21 protein-coding genes are annotated in these 22,778 nt (G+C 68.2%); 11 read left to right on the top strand and 10 right to left on the bottom strand.

Features of this window, described 5'->3' with window-relative positions; all coding sequences use genetic code 11:
* Positions 1-39: 39 nt before the first annotated feature.
* From K6V06_RS00390 to K6V06_RS00375, 4 genes are all read right to left on the bottom strand, one after another.
* Positions 40-1,236 (bottom strand): phosphoglycerate kinase, encoded by a 1,197-nt coding sequence (locus K6V06_RS00390; protein WP_222239595.1) that lies wholly within the window; start codon positions 1,234-1,236, stop codon positions 40-42.
* Between the two features lie 133 nt (positions 1,237-1,369).
* Complete coding sequence (locus tag K6V06_RS00385) at positions 1,370-1,693, bottom strand: AzlD domain-containing protein (protein ID WP_222239594.1); 324 nt, start codon at positions 1,691-1,693, stop codon at positions 1,370-1,372.
* Positions 1,690-2,490, bottom strand: coding sequence for an AzlC family ABC transporter permease (locus K6V06_RS00380; RefSeq protein ID WP_222239593.1), 801 nt, complete (start codon positions 2,488-2,490; stop codon positions 1,690-1,692). Before K6V06_RS00380 ends, K6V06_RS00385 begins: the two co-directional genes overlap by 4 nt.
* A 331-nt stretch (positions 2,491-2,821) precedes the next feature.
* The gene (locus tag K6V06_RS00375; protein ID WP_222239592.1) at positions 2,822-3,811 is read right to left on the bottom strand and encodes a tripartite tricarboxylate transporter substrate binding protein; all 990 of its coding nucleotides are present in this window, start codon (positions 3,809-3,811) and stop codon (positions 2,822-2,824) included.
* 258 nt (positions 3,812-4,069) lie between these two features.
* Between K6V06_RS00375 and K6V06_RS00370 the strand changes: the two genes are divergently transcribed.
* From K6V06_RS00370 to K6V06_RS00345, 6 genes are all read left to right on the top strand, one after another.
* Positions 4,070-4,990 carry a branched-chain amino acid transaminase gene (locus tag K6V06_RS00370; protein WP_222239591.1) on the top strand — a complete coding sequence of 307 codons (921 nt, stop codon included), beginning with the start codon at positions 4,070-4,072 and terminating at the stop codon, positions 4,988-4,990.
* A gap of 82 nt (positions 4,991-5,072) precedes the next feature.
* Positions 5,073-5,267, top strand: coding sequence for a zinc-finger domain-containing protein (locus K6V06_RS00365; RefSeq protein WP_222239590.1), 195 nt, complete (start codon positions 5,073-5,075; stop codon positions 5,265-5,267).
* 211 nt (positions 5,268-5,478) lie between these two features.
* Positions 5,479-6,501, top strand: a complete 1,023-nt coding sequence (gene waaF / locus K6V06_RS00360) for a lipopolysaccharide heptosyltransferase II (RefSeq protein ID WP_222239589.1) — start codon at positions 5,479-5,481, stop codon at positions 6,499-6,501.
* 61 nt (positions 6,502-6,562) lie between these two features.
* Positions 6,563-7,003, top strand: coding sequence for a nuclear transport factor 2 family protein (locus tag K6V06_RS00355; protein ID WP_222239588.1), 441 nt, complete (start codon positions 6,563-6,565; stop codon positions 7,001-7,003).
* Positions 7,004-7,142: 139 nt separating this feature from the next.
* Positions 7,143-8,174, top strand: coding sequence for a hydrolase (locus K6V06_RS00350; RefSeq protein WP_255581517.1), 1,032 nt, complete (start codon positions 7,143-7,145; stop codon positions 8,172-8,174).
* A gap of 37 nt (positions 8,175-8,211) precedes the next feature.
* A complete protein-coding gene (locus K6V06_RS00345; protein WP_222239586.1) occupies positions 8,212-8,808 on the top strand; it encodes a DUF2946 family protein in 597 nt (198 codons plus the stop codon).
* Positions 8,809-8,820: 12 nt separating this feature from the next.
* Here the strand turns inward: K6V06_RS00345 and K6V06_RS00340 are convergent, their stop codons facing one another.
* On the bottom strand, positions 8,821-10,494 hold the full coding sequence (locus K6V06_RS00340; protein ID WP_222239957.1) for a M48 family metalloprotease: 1,674 nt from the start codon (positions 10,492-10,494) through the stop codon (positions 8,821-8,823).
* A gap of 266 nt (positions 10,495-10,760) precedes the next feature.
* Between K6V06_RS00340 and moaC the strand changes: the two genes are divergently transcribed.
* Positions 10,761-11,243, top strand: coding sequence for a cyclic pyranopterin monophosphate synthase MoaC (gene moaC, locus K6V06_RS00335; protein ID WP_222239585.1), 483 nt, complete (start codon positions 10,761-10,763; stop codon positions 11,241-11,243).
* A gap of 22 nt (positions 11,244-11,265) precedes the next feature.
* Here the strand turns inward: moaC and K6V06_RS00330 are convergent, their stop codons facing one another.
* The 4 genes from K6V06_RS00330 to K6V06_RS00315 form a co-directional block, all read right to left on the bottom strand.
* The gene (locus tag K6V06_RS00330) at positions 11,266-12,210 is read right to left on the bottom strand and encodes an SGNH/GDSL hydrolase family protein (RefSeq protein ID WP_222239584.1); all 945 of its coding nucleotides are present in this window, start codon (positions 12,208-12,210) and stop codon (positions 11,266-11,268) included.
* 183 nt (positions 12,211-12,393) lie between these two features.
* Entirely contained in the window at positions 12,394-14,169 is a 1,776-nt protein-coding gene (locus K6V06_RS00325; RefSeq protein ID WP_222239583.1) for a PglL family O-oligosaccharyltransferase, read from the bottom strand.
* A 95-nt stretch (positions 14,170-14,264) separates the two neighbouring features.
* Positions 14,265-14,747 (bottom strand): pilin, encoded by a 483-nt coding sequence (locus tag K6V06_RS00320; RefSeq protein ID WP_222239582.1) that lies wholly within the window; start codon positions 14,745-14,747, stop codon positions 14,265-14,267.
* A 90-nt stretch (positions 14,748-14,837) separates the two neighbouring features.
* Positions 14,838-15,104, bottom strand: a complete 267-nt coding sequence (locus tag K6V06_RS00315; RefSeq protein WP_222239581.1) for a hypothetical protein — start codon at positions 15,102-15,104, stop codon at positions 14,838-14,840.
* Positions 15,105-15,424: 320 nt separating this feature from the next.
* Here K6V06_RS00315 and pgaA point away from each other — a divergent pair, with 320 nt between their 5' ends.
* The 4 genes from pgaA to pgaD are packed head-to-tail and all read left to right on the top strand — an operon-like array spanning position 15,425 to position 21,778.
* The gene (gene pgaA, locus K6V06_RS00310) at positions 15,425-17,914 is read left to right on the top strand and encodes a poly-beta-1,6 N-acetyl-D-glucosamine export porin PgaA (RefSeq protein WP_222239580.1); all 2,490 of its coding nucleotides are present in this window, start codon (positions 15,425-15,427) and stop codon (positions 17,912-17,914) included.
* 13 nt (positions 17,915-17,927) lie between these two features.
* Positions 17,928-20,012, top strand: coding sequence for a poly-beta-1,6-N-acetyl-D-glucosamine N-deacetylase PgaB (gene pgaB, locus K6V06_RS00305; protein ID WP_222239579.1), 2,085 nt, complete (start codon positions 17,928-17,930; stop codon positions 20,010-20,012).
* Positions 20,009-21,340: a poly-beta-1,6-N-acetyl-D-glucosamine synthase gene (pgaC, locus tag K6V06_RS00300; protein WP_222239578.1), complete on the top strand. Its 1,332-nt coding sequence runs from the start codon at positions 20,009-20,011 to the stop codon at positions 21,338-21,340. The genes pgaB and pgaC overlap by 4 nt, the downstream gene beginning before the upstream one ends.
* Before the next feature lie 3 nt (positions 21,341-21,343).
* Entirely contained in the window at positions 21,344-21,778 is a 435-nt protein-coding gene (pgaD, locus tag K6V06_RS00295) for a poly-beta-1,6-N-acetyl-D-glucosamine biosynthesis protein PgaD (RefSeq protein WP_222239577.1), read from the top strand.
* A gap of 97 nt (positions 21,779-21,875) precedes the next feature.
* On the opposite strand, the gene K6V06_RS00290 is transcribed toward pgaD, so the two are convergent.
* A complete protein-coding gene (locus K6V06_RS00290; RefSeq protein WP_222239576.1) occupies positions 21,876-22,571 on the bottom strand; it encodes a TerC family protein in 696 nt (231 codons plus the stop codon).
* Positions 22,572-22,778 lie beyond the last annotated feature (207 nt).

Genomic DNA, 22,778 nt, shown 5'->3' with positions numbered 1-22,778 from the left:
GGGGGCGATGGCGGCCGGGGCTGGCCGCGCCTTGCCCGTTCAGCCGGCGGCGCGTTGCTCCAGGACTTCGAAGGCCGGCAGCGTCTTGCCTTCGAGGAATTCGAGGAAGGCGCCGCCGCCGGTCGAGATATAGCCGACGCGGTCGGCAATGCCGTACTTGGCAATCGCGGCCAGCGTATCGCCGCCACCCGCGATGGAGAACGCCTTCGAGTCGGCGATGGCCTGTGCCAGCACGCGCGTGCCTTCGCCGAACTGGTCGAATTCGAACACGCCGACCGGGCCGTTCCAGACGATGGTGCCGGCCGCCTTCAGCTGCTCGGCCAGCATCGCCGCGGTGCGCGGGCCGATGTCGAGGATCATGTCGTCGTCGGCGACGTCGGCCACGTCCTTGACGGTGGCTGCCGCGGTCGCGCTGAATTCCTTGGCGCAGACCACGTCGACCGGGATGGGTACCGAGGCGCCGCGCGCAGCCATCATGTCGATGATGGCCTTGGCGTCGGCGACCAGATCGGCTTCGGCCAGCGACTTGCCGATCTTCAGGCCGGCAGCCAGCATGAAGGTGTTGGCGATGCCGCCGCCCACCACCAGGTTGTCCACCTTGTCGGCCAGCGACTTGAGGATGGTCAGCTTGGTCGACACCTTGGAGCCGGCGACGATCGCCACCAGCGGGCGCTGCGGCTGGCCCAGCGCCTTGCCCAGCGCGTCGATTTCAGCGGCCAGCAGCGGACCGGCACAGGCCACCGGGGCGTACTTGGCGATCCCGTGGGTGGTGGCTTCCGCGCGATGCGCGGTACCGAACGCGTCGTTGACATAGACATCGCACAGCTTCGCCATCTTCTGCGCGAGTTCGTCGCTGTTCTTCTTCTCGCCCTTGTTGACGCGGCAGTTCTCCAGCAGCACGACCTGGCCCGGGGCGACGTCGACGCCATCGACCCAGTTCTGCGCCAGGCGGACGTCGGTGCCCAGCAGCTCGGACAGCCGCTTGCCGATCGGCGCCAGCGAATCCTCGGGCTTGAAGTCGCCTTCGGTGGGACGGCCCAGGTGCGAGGTCACCATGACCGCGGCGCCGGCATCCAGGCACGCGCGGATCGCGGGCACCGAGGCGCGGATGCGGGTGTCTTCGGTGATATTGCCTGCGTCGTCCTGCGGCACATTGAGGTCGGCGCGGATGAAAACACGCTTGCCGGACAGCTTGCCCTGGGAAATCAGATCGGTAAGACGCAGCACGGAGGTCATGGCTCTGGCGGGGGACGGTTCTGAAAAGTCCTCATTTTACCTGAATGACGCCCCCCTTTTGCGGCCGGAGCGGGCGCGGCACCGCGCACGGCCGCGTTCCCGTGTCCGCTCGGGCACACAAGGCCCGCCGCGGTCAGGTCAGCAGCCGCAGCGCGGTATAGACCGCCATGCCGACCGCGATCATCCCGAGCATCTTGCGCGTGGCCAGGTAGAACAGCGCGGCGGCGATGCCGGCCAGCAGCTTGTGGTTTTCCAGACCGGCGGTGAAATGGCCCTGCCAGGTCATCAGGTCCGGCAGGATGATGGCGGCCAGCGCCGCCGCCGGGGCATACCGCAGCGCCCGCTGTACCCGATCCGGCAGCGTCACCCGCTCGCCTGCCATCAGGAAGAAGGCGCGGGTCACGATGGTGACCACCGCCATGCCAACCAGCGCGACCCAGATCTCGAGATGGCTCATCGACGCTCTCCGCGCCGGCCGATGCGGCCCAGCGTGGCGCGCGCCATCAGGGCATCGCTGGCCATGCCGGCGGCGATCGCCCCGGTCACTGCCACCACCAGTCCCAGCCGGTAGGGCAAGTCGAAGAACAGCAGCGCGAGCACCGCCGAGACGAAGACCGCCATCAGCAGGGAGCGCGAGCTGATGGTGGAAATCATGATCGGGATCAGCGCGAGCGTGCCGGCCAGCGCGAGGCCCCAGGCGTCGGGGAACAGGCTGGCCAGCAGGATGCCGGCGATCGAGGCGACCTGCCACATGGCGAAGTTGACCAGTGCCATGCCCCAGAAGAAGCCCTCTTTCCCCGGCTCGCGCGCGGTGGAGGGATAGCGCTGCATGAAGAAGACGAAGTGCAGATCGCCGTTGAACGAGCCGAGGATGGTGCGACGCCACAGCGGCAGGTGGCTGAAGTGGGGCTGCAGCGCGGCGCTGAAGATGACGAAGCGCAGGTTGACGACCAGCGCCGTCAGCCAGACCGTCCACAGCGGCATGCCCGCGGCAAACAGCGGCAGCACCGCCAGCTGCGCCGACCCGGCGTAGACCAGCAGGCTCATGCCGATCGCCTCGGGCACGGTCAGCGCCGACTTGCTCATCGCCACGCCGGTGACCAGCCCCCAGGAGAAGGTAGCGGGCAGCGCCGGCGCAAAGCGGCGCAAGCCTTCGAGGAAGCCGGCGCGCTCGGCGGTGGGGTAACGGAGCCAAAGGCGGTACCAAAGGCTTTGCCACAAGCGCGGCAAGGCCGAAGGCTGGGGGGAAGTCATGGGGCAGGCACGAGCAAGACCCGCCTGGCCTCATCGGATGCGGCGAACACCGTCGCCCCGCGGCCGGCAGGCGCGCCGCCGCGAGCGGGCGGCGGGCAAGGGCACCATTATAGGGGGATGGCCGCCGGCGCGTTGGTAGTTAAGTGGGGGCTTAACTGGTTATTTCGAGGGCTCGGAAGGCATTTCCGGGATGCTTGCGCACCCTGGCCCTCTCCCCCGGCCCCTCTCCCGCGAGCGGGCGAGGGGAGCAGACCGTCGGTGTTCCCCCTCTCCCGCTTGCGGGAGAGGGTCGGGGAGAGGGCATTCGAGCGCTCGCCCCCAAACCAACGCATCAATCGATCGATGCCCCCACCGTCTTCACCACCTTCGCCCACTTCTCCCGGTCGTTCTTCACCGTTGCCTGGAACTGCTCCACCGACTCCACGCGCGGCGTGTTGCCGGCGTCCAGCAGTCGCTGGCGCAGCGCCGGGTTTTCCAGCGCGACGCGAACCGCGTCATTGATCTTGCGGGTGATCTGCGGATCCAGGCCCTTCGGCCCGAACAGCCCAAACCAGATGGTGCTGTTGTAGTTCGGCACGCCGCTCTCGGCGATCGTCGGCACGTCCTGGATCACCGGTACCCGCTTGGCCGTGGTCACGCCCAGCAGCCGGACCTTGCCGGCCTGATACTGCGGCAGCACGCTCTGCACCTGGTTGAAGATGCAGCAGACCTCGCCCTTGACCACCGCCTGCAGCGCATCGGGGCCGCCCTTGTAGGGCACGTGCACCATGTCGAGGCCGGCGCGTGCGTTGAACTCGGCGAACGCCAGGTGGGTGCCGGTGCCGTTGCCGGTCGACGCATAGTTGTACTTGCCGGGGTTGGCCTTCACCTTGGCGATGAATTCCTTGACTGTCTTGACGTCGATCACTGCCGGATTGACGGTCAGTACGTTGGAGACCTCGACCAGCGGGGCAATCGGGGTGAAGTCCGTGGCGGCATTGAACGGCAGCGTCTTGTACAGCGCCGGGTTGATGCCGTGCGTGGCAGCGGTGCCAAGCAGCAGGGTATGGCCGTCCGGGCGTGCATTGGCGACCACTTCCGACGCCACATTGCCGCCCGCGCCCGGCCGGTAGTCGTAGACGATGGTGGTGCCAAGCGACTGCTGCAGCGACTGCTGCAGGATGCGGCCGACCATATCGACGCCCGACCCTGCGGTAAAGCCCATCAGGATCGTGACCGGCTTGTTGCCGGGCCAGTGCGCCGCATCCTCGGCGGCGGCGGGCGCGGCGGCAGAAAGACCGATGGTGGCAAGAGCGGCAAGGCGAAGGGCGGTACGAATCATGACGGCAGTGATCGGGTATGCGGTTGAACAGCGGCAGCAGCGGCACCTGGGCCACCGTACGCCAATAGCAAGTACGATACCAAGCAACCGCCACATCACCAACGATCAAGTTTCACTTAAGGTATGCCCGAGGAGCATAAAGGGAACGCCTGGCTGCCGGTCGGCGCCGTCCGGTGGCATCGTCCTGCGTTGGCACCCGGGATGCCCGGGCTTACAATGTTGCCTTTGCATCGTTTGATGATTTCGCGGGAGACGAGCATGTCGATGGCCGATCGTGACGGCAAGATCTGGATGGACGGCAAGCTGATCGAGTGGCGCGACGCCAAAATCCACGTGCTGACGCACACCCTGCACTACGGCATGGGCGTGTTCGAGGGCGTGCGGGCGTACAAGACCCCGGCCGGCACGGCGATCTTTCGCCTGAAAGAGCACACCCGGCGGCTGTTCAACTCGGCCAAGATCTTCCAGATGGAGATCCCGTTCGATCAGGCCACGCTCGAAGCGGCCCAATGCGAGGTGGTGCGCGCCAACCGGCTGGAGTCCTGCTACATCCGCCCGCTGGTGTGGATCGGCTCGGAAAAGCTGGGCGTCTCCGCACGCGGCAACACCATCCACGTCGCCATCGCGGCCTGGCCGTGGGGCGCCTACCTGGGCGAGGAAGGCATGGAGCGCGGCATCCGCGTCAAGACCTCCTCGTTCACCCGCCACCACGTCAACGTGTCGCTGGTCCGGGCGAAAGCGAGCGGTTACTACATCAACTCGATCCTGGCCAACCAGGAAGCGACCGGCCTGGGCTACGACGAGGCGCTGCTGCTCGACACCGATGGCTACGTCAGCGAGGGCTCCGGCGAGAACGTCTTCATCGTGCGCAATGGCGTGATCTATACCCCGGACCTGGCGTCCTGCCTGGACGGCATCACCCGCGACGCGACGCTGACGATTGCCCGCGACCTGGGGATCGAGGTGCGCGAGAAGCGCATCACGCGGGACGAGGTCTACTGTGCCGACGAAGCCTTCTTCACCGGTACTGCCGCCGAGGTGACGCCGATCCGCGAACTGGACGACCGCATCATCGGCGAAGGCCGGCGCGGGCCGATCACGAAGCAGATCCAGGACGCCTTCTTCTCCGCGGTCGGCGGCAATGACGAGAAGTACCGGCACTGGCTGACGCACGTATGAGGCCCGGCATCAGGCTGCACGAAAAACGATAACCCCCATCCAACCGAACCGTCGCGGCGCTGCCGCATCGAAACGCAACACCATGACCCAGACCGTACAAGCCGTAGAGATTGGCGCCGAAGACCTGCCACTGCACTGCCCTACCCCGAATACGCCCGCGTGGAATTACCATCCGCGCGTGTTCCTGGATATCGGCGATACCGGCCAGGCCAAGTGCCCGTACTGCGGCACGGTGTACAAGCTGAAGGAAGGCGTGGTCCTGAAGGGTCACCACTGAACCTGCGCGGGCCTGCGCCCGTCGCCGCCCCTGCCCCTGTCCGGGCGGCACGGCGGCTCGTTCCTCCACCGAGACCCCGGCGCGGCCCGCCGCCCGCCGGGGTTCGTTCATGCCGGGCTCGCTCCCGGCTGTTGCCAGGCCCCGCAGGCCCCCGGCAGCGCAGCCATTTTCGACCGACCCGCCGTGATGCGGCGGCGGCCAAGTATTGCCCATGAAGAAAGCCCTCGTCATCGCCCCCAACTGGATTGGCGACGCCCTGATGGCACAGCCCATGTTCGCGCTGCTCAAGCAGCGGTACCCCAGGATCGTCATCGATGTCCTGGCCCCCAAGTGGGTGGCGCCGGTGCTCGCCCGCATGCCGGAGGTCGGCCGTGTCTTTCCCAGCGAGCTCGCGCACGGCAAGCTGCAGCTGTCCGCCCGGCTGCTGTTTGCCCAGCAGCTGAAGAACGAAGGCTATGACGTCGCCTATGTGCTGCCCAACTCGGTCAAATCCGCGCTGATTCCGTGGCTGGCCGGGATACCGCTGCGGGTCGGCTACCGCGGGGAAGCGCGCTTCGGGCTGCTGAACGTGCGCCATGCCAACCCGCCGCGCAAGAACCGGCCGCCGATGGTCGAGCACTACGCGCGGCTGGCGCTCAAGCCCGGCGCCCGGCTGCCGGAGTCGCTGCCTGACCCCAGGCTGCGCGTCGACCCGGTGCGCCTGGCGCGCACCGCCGAACGCTTCGGCGTCTCCGCCAATACGCGGCTGATCGCCTTCTGCCCAGGCGCGGAGTATGGCCCGGCCAAGCGCTGGCCGGCCTCGCACTTCGCCGCGCTCGCGCAGATGCTGCGCCGCTCCTTCCCCTATGCGCAGATCGTCGCCCTGGGCTCGGCCAAGGATGCGGAAACCGCGGACGCGATCTGCCAGGAGGCGCCGTTCGTGCGCAACCTGTGCGGGCAGACCTCGCTGGACGATGCGATCGACCTGCTGGCCATGTCGGAAGCAGCCGTCTGCAATGACTCGGGGCTCATGCACGTCACCGCCGCGCTGAACCGGTCACAGGTGGCTGTGTTCGGTTCGAGCGACCCGCGCCATACGCCCCCGCTGTCACAAGCTGCGAGTATCATGTGGCTCCAGCTCGAGTGCAGCCCGTGTTTCGAGCGGGAGTGCCCGTTGAGTCACCTCCGTTGCCTGCGTGGTATCGAGCCCGAAATGGTGTTCGTCGAGCTGCGCAGGCTGCTGCAGCGCCCCTGAAGCCTCTTCCTGCGTCCAACCGCCTGGCGTCGCAAACGCCCCCGCAACGACCGATTCCTCCATGCCACGCTTTGCCCGCCTGTTCGATTCCGCAGAAGACATCGTCGAAGCCTTCCGCGAAGCCCTGAAGATGCGCGACGCCGACGGCGCGTTGCGCCTGTGGCTGGACGAGGACTCGATTACCTGCGTGATGCCCGACGGCAAACGACTGATCGGGCATGAGCCGCTGCGGCAGATGTTCCTGGAGATGCTGGAGCGGCAGCCGATCCTGATCGACGTGCTCGAAACCAGCAGCCATTCGACCCTTGGCGTGTCGATCTTCGACGTGACGGAGGCGCTGCGCTTCGGCGCCAACCGGGTCGAGGCCGATCTCTACGTCCATACCACCTACGTGCTGATGCAGAACCACGAAGGCTGGCGTATCGCCCATATCCATTGCAGCCAGGCCAACGCCGCCCGGGTGGCCATCTCGACCGCCACCTCGAAGCAGGCGCTGCACTGACTCCGCTCGCCCCGGGCGCGGGCTTGCCCTTGCGCCGCCGCTGCCGATGCCCCGCCTGACCGACCGCTCGCCAGACTCCCTGCTCGCCACCGTGGCCGACCGCGCCGATGCCGCCGCCTCGTTCGGCGCCGGGCGGAGCATGCCGTGGTGGCTGCGCGACGGCCACGCGCAGACCATCATCCCGGCCCGCCTGGTGCGCCGGCAGCGCGTATCCTTCCGCCGGGAACGCTGGAACACACCCGACGGCGACTTCATCGACCTCGACTGGACCACCCACCCCGCCGCGGCCGATGCGCCGCTGCTGGTGATGTTCCACGGGCTCGAGGGCGACTCCCGCAGCCATTATGCGCAGTCGCTGATGCAGGCGCTGGCCCCGCGCGGCTGGCAGGGCGTGATCCCGCATTTCCGCGGCTGCTCCGGCGAGCTGAACCTGGCGCCGCGCTTCTATCATTCCGGCGACTACGAAGAGATCGGCTGGATCCTGCAGCGGCTGCGTGAACGGCACGGTGCGCGGCGCCGGCTCTATGCGGTCGGTATCTCGCTGGGCGGCAATGCGCTGCTGCGCTATCTGGGCGAGGCGGGCGGCAGCGCGCGCTATCTGCGGGCGGCAGCCTCCGTGTCCGCGCCCCTGGACCTGGCTGCCGGCGGCGCGGCCCTGTCCGCCGGTTTCAACATGGTCTACACCCGGATGTTCCTGCGCACGCTCAAGCGCAAGTCGCTGGCCAAGCTGGCGCAGTATCCGGGTCTGTTCGACCGCCACGCCCTGATGGCGAGCCGCGACCTGTACGCCTTCGACAACGTGGTCACCGCACCGCTGCACGGGTTTCGGGACACCGACGACTACTGGGCGCGGGCGGCCAGCAAACCGGTGCTGCGTGCGGTGGCGGTGCCGACGCTGGTGCTCAACGCACGCAACGACCCCTTCCTGCCGGGGCGTCATCTGCCTGGTCCGGGCGAGGTCAGCGCGGACATCGTGCTGGACCAGCCCGAGCACGGCGGCCATGTCGGCTTCCTGACCCCGCCGTCAGGCTGGCGCCGGCATCTGCCGGTGATCCGCATCCCGGCACGGTCGCTGGAGCAGGCCGGCGTGCTGCCCGGCGCCGCCGATTGGCTGCCCCAGCGCATCCTCGGCTTTTTCGACAGCCTCGACCGAGACGGACGCGGGATTTGAGACCGCCCGTCGTCGCGACGCAACCGGAGACCAGGCAATGGACGATATCGTCAAGCAAGCGATGGCCCGCTGGCCGAACGTGCCGTATTGCTACGGCTGGCTGGGACTGGACCGGCGCGGACAATGGCGGCTGCGCAACGAGTACGCCCAGCAGAACGGCCTGTCCGGCGACCCCATCCGGCTGCCCGCGCTGATCGCCTTCATCGAGCGCAACTACCTGCGCGACGACAGCGGCGCCTGGTATTTCCAGAACGGTCCGCAACGTGTCTTCGTCGCGCTGGACTACTCCCCCTGGATCCTGCGCCTGCACGGCGACGCGCTGCGCACCACCACCGATCGCGCCTTTACGGCCTCGGCCTGCCATGTCGACGAGCAGGGCAACGTGGTGATGGCGGGTGAAGTGGAAGGCGAAACCGGAACACACGCGGCGCTGCTGCATGACCACGACCTGGACGGCTTCACCGCGCTGTGCCAGTGGCATGGCGAGGCATGCGGTGCGGAACTGGGCCGCCTGCGCCTGCCGGGACTGGAGCTGTCGATCGAACCGATCGCCGCAGACGACGTGCCACGTCGCTACGGCTTCGTGCGCAAGCCGGCCCCGGCCGCAGGGCCGGCCACAGAGCCGGCCAATTGACGCGACTGCCGCTCAGTTCGGCAAGCCCTTGTCGTCCTGTCGCTCCTCCCGGTATTGCCGCTCCAGCTGGTGCAGGCGGGCATCGACCTCGGACAGGGTATAGAAGTCGCCGTCGCCGGCATTGCGCGCGATGCGCAGCTGTTCGATGGCCGCCTGCCACGCGCCGTCGCGCACGTACTTCTCCGCCAGTGCCTGATGCTGCTGCACGCGCTTGCCCTGCGCCGCATACGCGCGGGCGAGCAGCTCCCACCATTCGGCCCGGGAGCCTTCCTCGCGGGTGCGGGCGCGCAGGAATTCCACCAGTTCGTTGCCGCGCCCGGCTCCCAGCAACGTTTCCGCGTAGCTCAGCGCGACGGCCCGCGACAGCGGGAAGGCGCGCATCGAGGCCTGTGCCTGGGCCAGCGCTTCCGGCACCCGGCCCCTGGCGCGGGCCAGCTCGCTCGTCATCACGTCGAGCATCGGACTGCCGGACGTCACCCCGGGAATATTGCCGTACAGGCGCCGCGCCTCCGCCAGCGCCTGCTCGGCCTGCGCCAGCCGTCCCAGCCGCTGCTCGGCCAGCGCGATGCCGTAGTAGAGCGCGGGACGCCGCATCGGGGAGGCGCCGGCAAGCTGCGCTTCCATCGCGGCGCGCGCATTCTGGATGTCGCTCGGATTGGACTCCTGCAGCACCCGGGCCCGTGCGCGTGCGAATTCGTACTCTGGCGTGCTCGGGACCTTGCGCTCGGGGATGTGGCTGGCGCGGTCCTGCATGTCCGCGATCCGCTCCGACGTCAGCGGGTGGGTGCGCACGTAACCGGGAACCGCATTCTCGGAGATGCCCGTGACCCGCTGCAGGCGCCGGAAGAAGTCCGGCATGCCTTGCGGGTCGAAGCCCGCCGCCGACAGGATCTGGAAGCCGACCCGGTCCGCCTCGCGCTCGGCACCGCGCGAAAACGACAATTGATGGGCGAGCGCGGCACCCTGCCCTCCCATCGCCACCGCGGCAGCGGCATCGGGGCTCGCGGTTGCCGCCAGGCCCGCGAGCACCATCGACGCCAATGCGATCCACATCGACTGGTCGCTGCTGCCGATGCCGCGCGCGATATGCCGCTGCGTCACGTGACCGATCTCGTGGCCGACCACCGACGCCAGTTCCGACTCGGTCTCCGACTGCACCAGCAACCCGGTGTGCACGCCGATATAGCCGCCTGGCAGCGCAAAGGCATTGATGGTGCGGTCGCGGATGGCGAACAGCTCGAAACCGGAGGCGAAGGTGCCGCCGCCACCAGTGCCAGCGAGGTTCTGCCGTCGCGCCGCGTGGATCAGCCGGTAGCCCAGTGCGTTCAGATAGTCGGCCAGCAGCGCATCGCCGACGTACTGCGGATCACGCCGGATATCACGCATGATGCGGTCGCCCAGCCGCTTCTCCATGTCGGGCGACAGCGAGGCGGTGGACGGGTCGCCCATGTCCGGCAGCTGGATGCCGTTGCTCTCAACGACCGGGTTCGGATTGCGCAGCCCGAATTCCGATTGCTGACCGGCGCGGACGCTGCGATTGAGGTTGTCGAACACCTGGTCGTTGGCCCCGTCCGGATCCAGCGACAAGCCGGGCAATGGCGCCACCGCGCTGGCCTGCGGCCACGCGGGCAACGCCACGCTCAGCGCGAGCAGCACGGCCACCGACTGCCGCAGCAGGCGTGGCATCGCCGCCTGCACCGGCCGCTGCGGCGCCGGCGTCGGGACGCCGTCGCGGGCACGCCTGGCGGCAAAGGCGAAGAGACGATGGGCTGCGGGGCGGTGGGCAAGCATGTTGCTATGATAGCGGCCCTCGGCTACCGTTCCGCAAAGGCCGTGCCGCCCCTTGCGCGGTCCCTTGCGGACCGGCGTCCGCCGCTGTCTACAGCGTCGCCCTTCGGCTCTGTTTTGCGCGCTGTCTCCGGCGCCGCTCTCGCCCTCCTGGATTCATTCCCATGACCAACCTCACCCACTTCGATACCGCCGGTCAGGCCCATATGGTCGACGTCGGCGCCAAGGAGGCGACCCACCGCGTCGCCATCGCCACCGGCACCATCGCGATGGCGCCCGCCACCTTCGCGCTGGTGCGCGACGGCACCGCGAAGAAGGGCGACGTACTCGGCATCGCCCGTATCGCCGGCATCATGGCAACCAAGCGCACCGCCGACCTGATTCCGCTGTGCCACCCGCTGGCGCTGACCAAGGTGGCGCTCGACTTTGCGCTGGACGAGACCGCCAGCACCGTCCGCTGTACCGTCCGCGCGGAAACGCGTGGCCAGACCGGCGTCGAGATGGAAGCGCTGACCGGCGTGCAGGTCGCACTGCTGACCATCTACGACATGTGCAAGGCGGTGGACCGGGGCATGACGATGGGCGATATCCGCCTGCTGGAGAAGCACGGCGGCAAGTCGGGGGATTGGGTGGCGGCGCGCGACTGACGGCGCAGCGGTGCCGCAAGGATCAGCGCATCGCGCTCAACTGGGTTACGGAATCGTCCAGCGCCGTCATCAGCCCCTCGGCCAGGATGTCCTGTCCTGCCTCGGTCAGGTGGATCTCGTCGAGATAGGCGATGTCGCGCGAGCGCGCTTCGGCGTCGCGCAGGCTGACCACCGGAATCTGCCGCTGCTCGCATAGGCGGGCGAAGGCCTGCAGCCCTGCCGGCGTCTCGGGGGCATCGAGCTCGTGGCGCTGGAAGTGCTGGACCAGACGGACCTTGACGCCAGCGGCCTGGGCCATGGCGAGCAGTTCGTCGAAATCCCGCAGCGACGCCTCCCGGTCCTGCTCTCTGACGGCCGGCGGTGGCAGCGGCGCGGCCGAATCCAGCCCCAGGAACTCGGGCAGATAGCGTGTCGCCCCTTCCACCAGTGCGGAGATGGGCCGCCGCGACGGATGCGTGTCGGGATCGAGCGGCGCGAAAGTCGGCACGTCCCCGTAGTCGGCAGCGTTGACCACGACGATCACGGTATCGGCGCCGAAGAAGCCGTGGCGCCGGGCGTAGGCCAGCCAGTTGCCTGGCCCCCAGCTGAACGCCGCGACATTGCCAACCGTCGCCGGCCCGCCAGCGCCGCCCAGCCGGTTGCGCACCTGCTCGGTGGCAAGGCGAGTCTGGTCCACCCTGGCGCCGCCGTTGACGACGGAATCGCCGAAGACGAGCACTCGGCGTTCCCCGGCCTGCGGCGCGGCCGGGAAATCGGCCGACCGCATGCTGTACTGGTTCACATGATAGAGATGGCCGAACCGCCTGACATTCTGGTTCGGCTGCAGCAGATATTCGATTTCAGGGTCGGCCTGATACAACGGCGGGTCGCCCAGGCCGAGCGCCGCCCTCGCAAAGACCTCGGTCCCGAGCACGGCCGCTACGCCGAGCACCAGCAGGCTTCCCGCCACACGCCTGGACACCTTCATCGACTACCCCCAACATGTCGGACAGCTTCGGACAGCGAACGGGGGCAGTCTAGGGGGGTGTTACTCGAGTTACGTATCCCGCAGAGGGTTGAAGTGGCGCTTAGCGTTCATTCCTGGGCAAGAGAATGGCCGCTGGGTTGCTGCCGCGAAACGCGACCAACTTTCGGGGGAGAGAAATGCGACCTACCGCACGGCCTGGCGGCTGACCCAGGCGCAGAACGCCTCCGGACGCGCCGCCGCCTGCGTCTGTTGGCAGAACCGGGCTACCCGGCCCAATTGCGCCGCCTCGTCGCCGCTGTAATAGAACCGCAGGCGCTCCAGCCAGCGGCGCGCCTCCTGCTCGTCCCCCTGCAGCGCAAAGAGCCATGCGGTGCGGCCGATCATGGTGGGCGTGGGCAGCAGGTGCACCGCCCGGATATGCGGCTCCAGCCATCGGCTCGCGTTCTCCGGGGCCAGCTCGGCACGCTCGGCCAGGTTCGCCATCGCATACGGGCGCAGCAGCAGCCGTGGCAGCGGCAAGCGGGTTTCCGCGCCGCGCTCGGCGTATTCGGCTGCTTCGACGCGCCGATAGTCCTGCCACAGCACGGCGAGCACCACCGCCGCGACCGCCACAAACACGGCAACCGCGGCCCTGCCGGTGCCCCGCTGCATGGGCAGCGTCAGCGCGGCCGGCTCCAGCCAGCCCAGCAGCAGGCAGAACGGCAACAGGAAATAGAGGTAATGCAGCGGGTACTCGAGCATCGAATGCCCGCACAGCATCGCCAGCCAGGTCAGCGCCAGCGCCGCGGACGCGGTCTCTTCCTCCGCTGCCCGCCACAGCCGGCAGCGCACCACCCGCCAGAACCACCATGCCAGCCCGACAATCACGCCGGCGCTGCCCGCTACCCCGGTCTTTGCAAGGAGGTCGAGCACCGCGTTATGCGCGTGCAGCGACATCTCCACGGTGATGCCGAGCCGGTCGAGCTGCTGGAACTGCGCCCAGCCAAACTCGCCCCAACCCACCCCCAGCCAGGGGTGCGCACGGAACATGGCCCACGCATGTCCCCACAGGGCTTGCCGGGCGGAGGTCTGGTCGGCCGCCTGCAATTGCGCGACCGTGTCGAACAGCTGCCAGCCGAGCACCTGGCCGGCATTGCGGATGGCGGGCTGCATCAGCATCAGTAGCGAGACCAGGGCGGCGGCCGCAAATACAAGGCCGACAGGGCGGGCCATCAAAGCCGCCCAGCGCGGCGCTTTGCGGGCTTGCCAGGCCGCGACCAGCGCGTACAGCGCGGCAATGCCGACATGCAGCACGCCGGTGCGCGAACCAGACAACACCACGCCGGTTTCGATCAGCGCCACGGCGACCAGCCAGGGGGTGACACGCAGCTTGCCCCGGCTGACGAGCCACACCGACGCGGCGAGCGCGAGGCCGTGCACGGTCGCCTGATGATTGGGCTGGTTCAGGTTGCCCCACAGGCGGCGATTGCTGTCGTAGAAATACTCGGACACCAGTTGCCAGCTGTAGGGTTCGAGGCGAAACACCTGCACCCATTGGGCGACCGTGCCCAGCAGCCCGGCTACCAGCAACGCGGTGGCAACCGTATCCATTGCGGCCTGCGCCGACATGGCGCTGCGCAGGCGATACCCGGCCATCATGACGGCGGTGGCGAGCAGCAGCGCGATGGCGGTCATTGCTGCGCTGCCCGTGATGTCGTGCCCGCGCCAGGCCCAGCCCACCATGGTCATCACGATCAGCCACAGCGGAACCAGCGCCACCAGCGGAAAGCCGCCCGTCCCAGCTTGTTCTTCGTGCCGGCTGACCGCGAGCGTCAGCGCCACGACGAGCACGAAACCGAGCGCGGACGCCCACTCCCCGTAGAAGGTGGACAGCGGCAGAGTGTGGTGGGAAACCAGCAGCGGCACGCAGATCGACAGAACCAGAAGCGGCGCGAGGAAAGAGGATCTGCGCAACGGCATGACGGGCAGGGTCGGGACAAACGCGCATGATAGCGTAGCGCCCGCCCCGGCAGCATGCGTTCGCCCTTTGCCCGCAGCACAGCTGCAGGGGCGGATCAGCCCGCGCGCAGCGGACAGCTTTTCGGCACATGCCTGTCCTTCAGGCGAGGCCCCGGCGCGATGGAGCAGGACCACTGCCCGTCCGCCGCGCGGGCCACGGTAATGATCGATCCGGACACCGCCGGCGACGATGCCGCGCCAAGCGTCACCGACCATTGCAAGGCCCCCGATTCGGCGAGCGCAACCGGAAAGGCGGGATCTGGATACAGGCTCGAGCTGGTATAGCCCAGCGCATCGCGGTCCACAGTCGCATCCCCCTGATTGAGCCGGTCTTCGAACGCGGCGCGGTAGGCCGACAGCTCGCCGACGGCGCGCGCGACCTGCGAGCGGGCGACGTAGTCCTGGTACTGCGGCACCGCAATGGCGGCGAGAACGCCGATGATCGCGACCACGATCATCAGTTCGAGCAGCGTAAAGCCCTGCTGGAACCCGCGCGCAAGCGCCGCCGGCAAGTAGGTGGCGTTCTGGAAAGAAGGCATGGAACCTCGCGATTGCTGACCAGGAGACGGAAGGCGTAAAGACGGGGGCGACTGCATTGCCAGTCTGCTGGCGTGCTCGGCGAACCGACATCACGAAAGCACCGGCATTTTTCGCTTCTCGCCGTTTGAGAATTGGCTTATCCGCTTGCAGCGTCCGTACTCCGTCCTTTGCAATTTTTTGCAATTGGAAAACAACGACGCGCAAGGCAATGGCGGGCGAATTTGCGCAATCCAATCGACATCGGGTGAGGGTTGTCCGCGCCCGCGCTGGCCCTTGAAACAAGGGCAAATCCCCGCCAGCACAGCGATATTGAAGCGCCGCGCCATTGCCGCATTGCGTTTTTCAGGCGGCTCCATTGCGGCAATTCCCCGTTTTAGATCATTAACAATTCGAATTTCTCCGCTCGCTACACTTTGCGGCTTATTGCGGCACCGCATCCCGCCAGCGAGCGGGTTGCGGCAGCACGACGCCATTACGTCCGATCAATGGCCTTCCGGTGCGGTTCTTCGGTGCCCGCCGGGCCCCTGCCGACCCGGCTCCGGCGACCCGCCGGCCGGACGGCCCCGGGTACCGTGCCCTCGTGCCGCGCGTTCCAGCCGATAACCATCCTCCCTCGTGTCGAACACGGGCGGAGAGCGTTCGGCCATCTCCTCGAGAGACGGCTGCGGAGCTTTCAATGGACTCACTCAATACGCGCCGGCATGCGGCCGACCGGCCGGCCGCAAGGCTCGCCGGCAGTCTGGCGGCCGGCGTTGCGGCGGCGCTGTGCTGCCTGCCCGGCATCGCGCATGCCGATCCGACCTACGACACCTGGATCCAGCGCGCCCGTGCCGGCGACCACGACAGTGCGCTCGCGGCGCTGCGCGAGCGTCTTGCGTCAAATCCCGGAGACCGCCGGGCGGCATGGGACCGCATTGTCATCGCGGGATGGGCTGGCCGATCCGACGAGGTGTTGCAGGCCTGGGACGCCATGGGCCAGCCGTCCGATGCGCCTGCCCCGGCGCTGGCCGCCGTTGCGCGCGCCTATCGCGACAGCGCCCGCTGGGACGATGCGCTGGCCCGCTATCGAGAAGGCCGGGCGCGCTTCCCGGACCGCGCCGATTTTGCGCTCGGCGAGATACTGGTGCTGGCCGACAGCGGCCATGCTGCCGAAGCCGTCGCGCTGGGCAAGCAACAGGTGGAGGCCCGGCCGGCCGACGCAGACGCGCGCCTGGCGCTCGTCTACGCCTACACGCGCGCCGCGCAGCCGTACGACGCGCTGTTCGAAGCCGATCAGGCGCACTCGCTTGCGCCACAGCGCGACGACGTGGTGCGCGAGTACGTGCGGGCACTGCAGCGCGCCGGTCTTCCCGAGCCCGCCCTGCGGCTGGCGAAGGAGCGACCGGGCCTGTTCGAAGCGCCAACCCTGCTGGAACTGCAACTGGATGCCGTCGCCGAGCAGGTACGCCTGGCCCGCATGCCGACGCGGCGCGAGGCCGAACGCTTCGTGATTGCCGACCGCGCGCTCGCCAACTACGACCGGCTGCTGCCTCAGCTGCGCGACATGGGCGCTGGCGGGGCGCCGCTGCTGCGCCGTGCGCGCATCGACCGCCTCGCCGCGCTGCATGCCCGCATGCGGATGCGGGAATTGGTCGACAGCTACGAGGCGCTGCTGGCGGAGGGCAACGAGGTGCCGGCGTATGCGCTGGCCAATGTCGCCTCGGCCTATCTGTATCTGCGCCAGCCCGAGCGCGCCGAAGCGCTGTATCGGCAAGTGCTCGATGCCCAGCCGGCCGGCGGCGACAACGAGGAGCGGCTGGAGACGCAGACCGGCCTGTACTACGCGTTCGCGGAAGCGGAGGCGTTCGACCCGGCTGGCGACACCGTGCGCCAGGCGCGCGACGAGCAGCGTCCGTGGCTGTGGACGCGCGGTCAGCCGATGCGCCAGCGTAGCGACCTGTGGCTGCAGGCCGAGATGGTGGCGGCGCAGGCCCGGCGCCAAGCCGACGACACGGTCCAGGCCCAGCAGCGGCTGGAAGAGATGGTGCGCAAGGCGCCGGGGCACACCGGGCTGCGCGCCGCGCTCGCCGACGTCTATCGCGCCCGCAATTGGCCGCGCGCCGCGGAGAACGAATTGAAGCTGGCCGAAGCGCTGTCGCCGCGCAGCCTGTCGGTCGAGGTACAGCAGGGACATGCCGCGCTGGAGCTGCAGGAATGGCGCCAGGCACAGCTGATGCGCGACGACACCATGGCGCGCTTCCCCGAGGACCTCTCCGCGCAGCGGCTGGACCGGGAATGGCGCGTGCACAACAAGTCGGAACTGCGCATCGAGGGCTACCGCGGTCTGGCCAACGACAGCGCGGTGGTCGGCAACGGCAACTTCGGCATCGAGTCCATCCTCTACAGCCCGCCGATCGCCTATGACTGGCGCGCCTTCGCCGGTGTGGGATATGCGACCGGCCGCTTCCAGGAAGGCTCGGTGGACTACACCTGGGCCCGTGCCGGTGCGCAATGGCGCGTGCGCGACCTGACGGTTGAAGGGGAAGTGTCGACGCACTTCTACGGACAGGGCGGCAAGCCCGGTGCCAGGCTGTCGGCGGAATACGACCTTGGCGACCGGCTGCAGGTCGGCTCCTCGGCTGCAATCCGCTCGACCGGCACGCCGCTGCGCGCGCTCAATCAGGGGATCTACGCCGACACGGTATCGGCGTATGCACGCTGGCGCCACAGCGAGCGCGCCGAATGGATGCTGACCGTGGCGCCCTCGCGCTTCAGCGACGGCAACGACCGGCTGGAGGCCGGCATCACCGGCTTCCAGCGCGTCTATACCGCTCCCCATCTGAAAGGCGACCTGCTGCTCGATGTCTGGACCTCGCGCAACAACCGCAACGACACACCGTACTTCAACCCGCGCGCGGACCTGACGGTGCTGCCTTCGCTGCGGCTGACGCACACACTCTATCGCCATTACGAAACCGCCTGGGAACAGCAGTTCCTCGCCGGCGCCGGTACCTACAGCCAGCGCGACTACGGCACCGGCGCGATCCTGCTGCTCGGCTACGGCCAGCGCTTTCGCACCAGCGACGTGTTCGATGTCGGCGCCACGGTGACCGGCACCAGCCGCCCCTACGACGGCCGGCGCGAGCGCGAACTGCGCATCGTGTTCGACCTGACTTATCGATTCTGAACGGAGGCTTGTCATGAATGCGACAACGCTGCGCCCGTATTGGTGCTGCTCGTCCCCGCGTCGCCGGCAGGCGCCGCGCGGGTCCCTCGCCGCATGGCGGTCCCTGCTGCTGTGGCTGCTGCTGTGCGCAACATTCCTGCTTGGCGCCTGCGCCAAGGACATCCCGCGCTTCACCGCACCGGCCGAGCGCCCGGTGGAGCGGGCCGAACAGCCCTGGCCGCGCAATCACGTCGCGGTGCTCGGCTACCACGATGTCGAGGACGCCGACGCCGACCAGGCTTACCTGAGCGTGCGCACCGACCATCTGATCGCCCAGCTTGCCTGGCTGCGCGAGAACGGCTACCAGGCCGTCTCGGTCGATCAGATCCTTGCCGCGCAACAAGGCGGCGCGCCGCTGCCCGAGCGCGCGGTGCTGCTCACCTTCGACGACGGCTACCGCAGCTTCTACACGCGCGTGCTGCCAATCCTCAAGGCGTACCGCTGGCCCGCCGTGCTGGCGCCCGTCGGCGCGTGGCTGGACGCGCCCGAGGGCAAGCCGGTGGACTTCGGCGGGGCACCGACCGCGCGCGAGCGATTCCTGACCTGGCAGCAGGTGGGCGAGATCGCGGCAAGCGGTCTGGTCGAAATCGCCGCCCATACCGATGACCTGCACTACGGCATCGTCGCCAATCCCCAGGGCAACACCCAGCCGGCCGCGTCGTCCCGTCTGTTCGACCCCACCACTGGCCGCTACGAGTCGGAGGCCGCGTTCGAGCAACGGATCGGCGCCGACGTCAAGCGCATCACCGCGAAGATCGAGCGCGCGACCGGCAAACCGGTGCGCGCCTGGGTCTGGCCCTACGGGGCGGAAGGCGGCACCTCGCTGCGGATCATCGGCGAGAACGGCTATCGCCTGGCCTTCACGCTGGAGGACGGTCTGGCCACGGTCGACCGGCTGATGTCGGCACAGCGCCTGCTGGTCGCCAACGATCCCGGCTTGCGCAGCTTCGCGCGCTCGGTGGTCGATATGCAGGCCCTGCCCACCATGCGCCTGGCCCATGTCGATCTGGACTACGTCTACGATCCCGATCCGGCGCAGCTCGAACGCAACCTGGACAAGCTCGTGCAGCGGATCTTCGAGATGAAGATCAACACGGTCTTCCTGCAGGCTTTCGCCGACCCCGACGGCGACGGACTGATCCGCTCGCTGTACTTTCCCAACCGCCATCTGCCGATGCGCGCGGACCTGTTCAACCGGGTGGCATGGCAGCTGGCCCGGCGTGCCGACGTTGCGGTCTATGCGTGGATGCCGGTGCTCAGCTTCGATCTGGACCCGTCGATCGCGCGCGTGACGCGCTGGGACCCGGCCAGCGGGCAGACCAGCGTGGACCCGAAACAGTACCGGCGCCTGTCGCCATTCGATCCGGTCGCCCGTGCACGGATCGGCGACCTGTACGAGGACCTGGCGCGCCACGCCGCCTTCGACGGCATCCTGTTCCACGACGATGCGCTGCTGAGCGACTTCGAGGACGCCAGTGCCGGCGCGCTGGCCGCGTACCGCCAGGCCGGCCTGCCCGGCAGCATCGAGGCGCTGCGGGCGGATCCCGCCGCCATGCAGCGCTGGACTCGCTTCAAGAGCCGCGCCCTGGTGGACTTCACCAGTGAACTGACGGCGCGCGTACGCAAGGTACGCGGCCCGAAGATCAAGACCGCGCGCAACATCTTCGCCGCGCCGATCCTGCAGCCGGAAAGCGAAGCGTGGTTCGCGCAGAACCTGGACGACTTCCTCGGCGCCTACGACTGGACCGCCCCGATGGCAATGCCGTGGATGGAGAACGTGCCCGCTGGCCGCGAAAACGCCTGGCTCGACGCAGTGGTCGATGCCGTGGCGCGCCGTCCCGGCGCACTGGACCGCACCGTTTTCGAACTGCAGAGCCGCGACTGGCGCGCCGAAGGCGCCCCGCCGGTGGACAGCGCGGTGCTGGCCGGCTGGATGCAACGCCTGCAGCGCCGCGGCGCCCGCAACTTCGGCCACTACCCGGACGACTTCCATCAGAATCAGCCGCGCCTGGAGACCATCCTGCCCGCGCTGTCCAACGACTGGTACCCCGCGCCATGATCGACCGTCTCTTTGCCTTCTTCATTCTGTGCGTGGCGCTAGGCCTGCCCTTCGGGCTGGCCATGGTCGCCACCGGCGAAATCCTGCTGGCGTTCGTCTTCTTCTATCCGCTCTTCATGTCGGGGCTGTGGATGGCGGGCGGCATCTACTTCTGGTGGCACTGGGAGCGAAAGTGGCGCTGGGATGAAACCCGCACACCGCCGCCCGTCAACGGCGAACCGTTCATTTCCATCCTGGTGCCCTGCTACAACGAGGAGCAACACGGCGAGGAAACGCTGCTCGCCGCGCTTGGCCAGCGCTATGCCAACTTCGAAGTAATCGCCATCAACGACGGCTCGCGCGATGGCACCGCCGCGCTGCTCGATACCCTGGCGGCACGGCATTCGCGGCTGCGGGTGGTTCATCTGGCCCATAACCAGGGCAAGGCCATGGCGCTGCGCATGGGCGCCCTGGCGGCGCGCGGCGAGTATCTGGTCTGCATCGACGGCGACGCCGTGCTCGACCCCGACGCCGCCGCGTATCTGGTCGCACCGATGGTGGACAACCCCCGCGTCGGCGCCGTGACGGGCAACCCGCGCATCCGTACCCGCTCGACGCTGATCGGGCGCATCCAGGTCGGCGAATTCTCCTCGATCATCGGCCTGATCAAGCGCACCCAGCGCGTCTACGGCCAGGTGTTCACCGTATCGGGCGTGGTCGCCGCCTTCCGCCGCCGTGCGCTGGATCGGGTGGGCTACTGGAGCCTGGACATGATCACCGAGGACATCGACATCAGCTGGAAGCTGCAGCGCGATCACTGGTCGATCTTCTACGAGCCGCGTGCGCTGTGCTGGATCCTGATGCCCGAGACGCTGCGCGGGCTGTGGAAGCAACGGCTGCGCTGGGCGCAGGGCGGCGCCGAGGTCTTCCTGAAGAACGTGCGATCGATCTGGAACTGGCGCCACCGGCGGTTGTGGCCGCTGCTGGCCGAGTACTGCCTGTCGGCGGCCTGGGCCTTCACCTTCGCGATGTCGCTGCTACTGTGGACGCTGGGCCTGTTTGTCGAACTGCCCGCCAATATCCGCATCGAGAAGCTGGCCCCGCCCGGCTTCACCGGCATGGTGCTGGCCGCCGTCTGCGTGCTGCAGTTCGCCATCAGCGCGGCGATCGACCGGCGCTACGAGCCGCGGCTGGGCCGCTCCATGGTCTGGATCATCTGGTATCCGCTGGCGTTCTGGATGGTCGGCATGCTCAGCACCCTGCTGGCGTTTCCCAAGGTCATGCTCAAGTCCCGCCGCGAACGGGCACGCTGGACCAGTCCCGATCGCGGCATCCACTCCGCGAGGTAAGTCATGAATCCGCAAGACCTGATCATTCATTCGCGTCGTTCGCGCCCGGGCTGGCTGCTCGACGCCCTGCTCACCGCGCTGGCCTGGCTCGGCTTCGTGTACCTGTGCGTCACCGGCCTGGCGGCCGTGCTGCGGCACGCCGAGGTGCGCGGGCCGGGCGTGCCCTTCTGGGAAGCGATGCTGCCGACCATGGGCACCCTGACCGTCTATGCCGTGGTCGCGGCCATCAACGGCGTGGTGCTGCTGGCCTGGGCACGATACAACCAGCACCGCTTCTCCGGCATGGACCGCCGGCGGCCATTGCCGGCCCTGCGCCAGGACGAGCTGGCCGACAGCTTCGCCCTCTCGCCCCAGCGGCTGCAGGAGCTGCAGCGCGCGAAGGTCGCCATCGTGGCGCATCGGGAGGACGGCGCCATTGCGCAGGTGCAACTGGCGTAGCGGCGCTGTCGCTGCCAACAAAAAAGCCGGCGTCCTCGGGGGACGCCGGCTTTTTTTTGACCGCCGCCCGCGCGATGCCGGCGGACGGCTGCGCCGCTCAGGCGAGCTGTGCGTTACGCTTCTTCAGCAGCTTGCCGATCACGACCACCAGCGCCGCACCGATCAGGCCGAACACCAGGTGGGCATGCGGCACGTGGACTTCGAACCAGGCGGCATCGACCGGATCGCTGACCAGCATCTCGCCGGCCAGGTAGCCCAGCAGCGCTGCGCCCAGCACGATGATGACGGGGAAGCGCTCCATCACCTTCAGCAGCAGCGTGCTGCCGAACACGATCAGCGGAATCGACAGGCCCAGGCCGATCACCAGCAGCGGCAGCTGGCTGCCTTCCGGCCCCTTCTGCGCGGCAGCGGCGACTGCCACCACGTTGTCCAGCGACATCACCAGGTCGGCGATCAGGATGGTGCGGATCGCGCCCCAGATATTGTCCTTGGCGTCGTGGCCTTCCTCGTCGTCATCGCCGGTCAGCAGCTGCACCCCGATGTAGACCAGCAGCACCGCACCGACGATCTTCAGGTACGGCAGCGTCAGCAGCTTGACCGCGGCAACCGTCAGCACCACCCGCAGGATGATGGCGGCGGCACTGCCCCAGAAGATCGCGCGCTTCTGCTGCGCGGGCGGCAGGTTGCGCGAGGCGAGCGCGATGACCACCGCGTTGTCGCCGGACAGGATGATATTGGTCAGGATGATGGATCCCAGGGCGATCCAGAATGAAGTGGACGACAGCAATTCCACGTATGGCTCCTCGATGTCTTGTGTTGGCAGGGGCGCGATCTGCGCGGGCTGCGGCGCGGCGACTGCGTGCTTTCACCTGTCTGGCCCCCAAGACATGGTCTTGTACTCCGCCAACCTTTCGATTCCATTTCAAAAAATCGATTGAACCTTTCGTAAATGACGTAGTCGCCGTCTGACCGCTCCACGGTGGCGCAGAAACGACAAAGC

It is taken from the genome of Cupriavidus sp. AU9028 (assembly GCF_019795295.1).
Classification (GTDB): domain Bacteria; phylum Pseudomonadota; class Gammaproteobacteria; order Burkholderiales; family Burkholderiaceae; genus Cupriavidus.
This window is presented reverse-complemented; position numbering and strand designations above follow the sequence as displayed.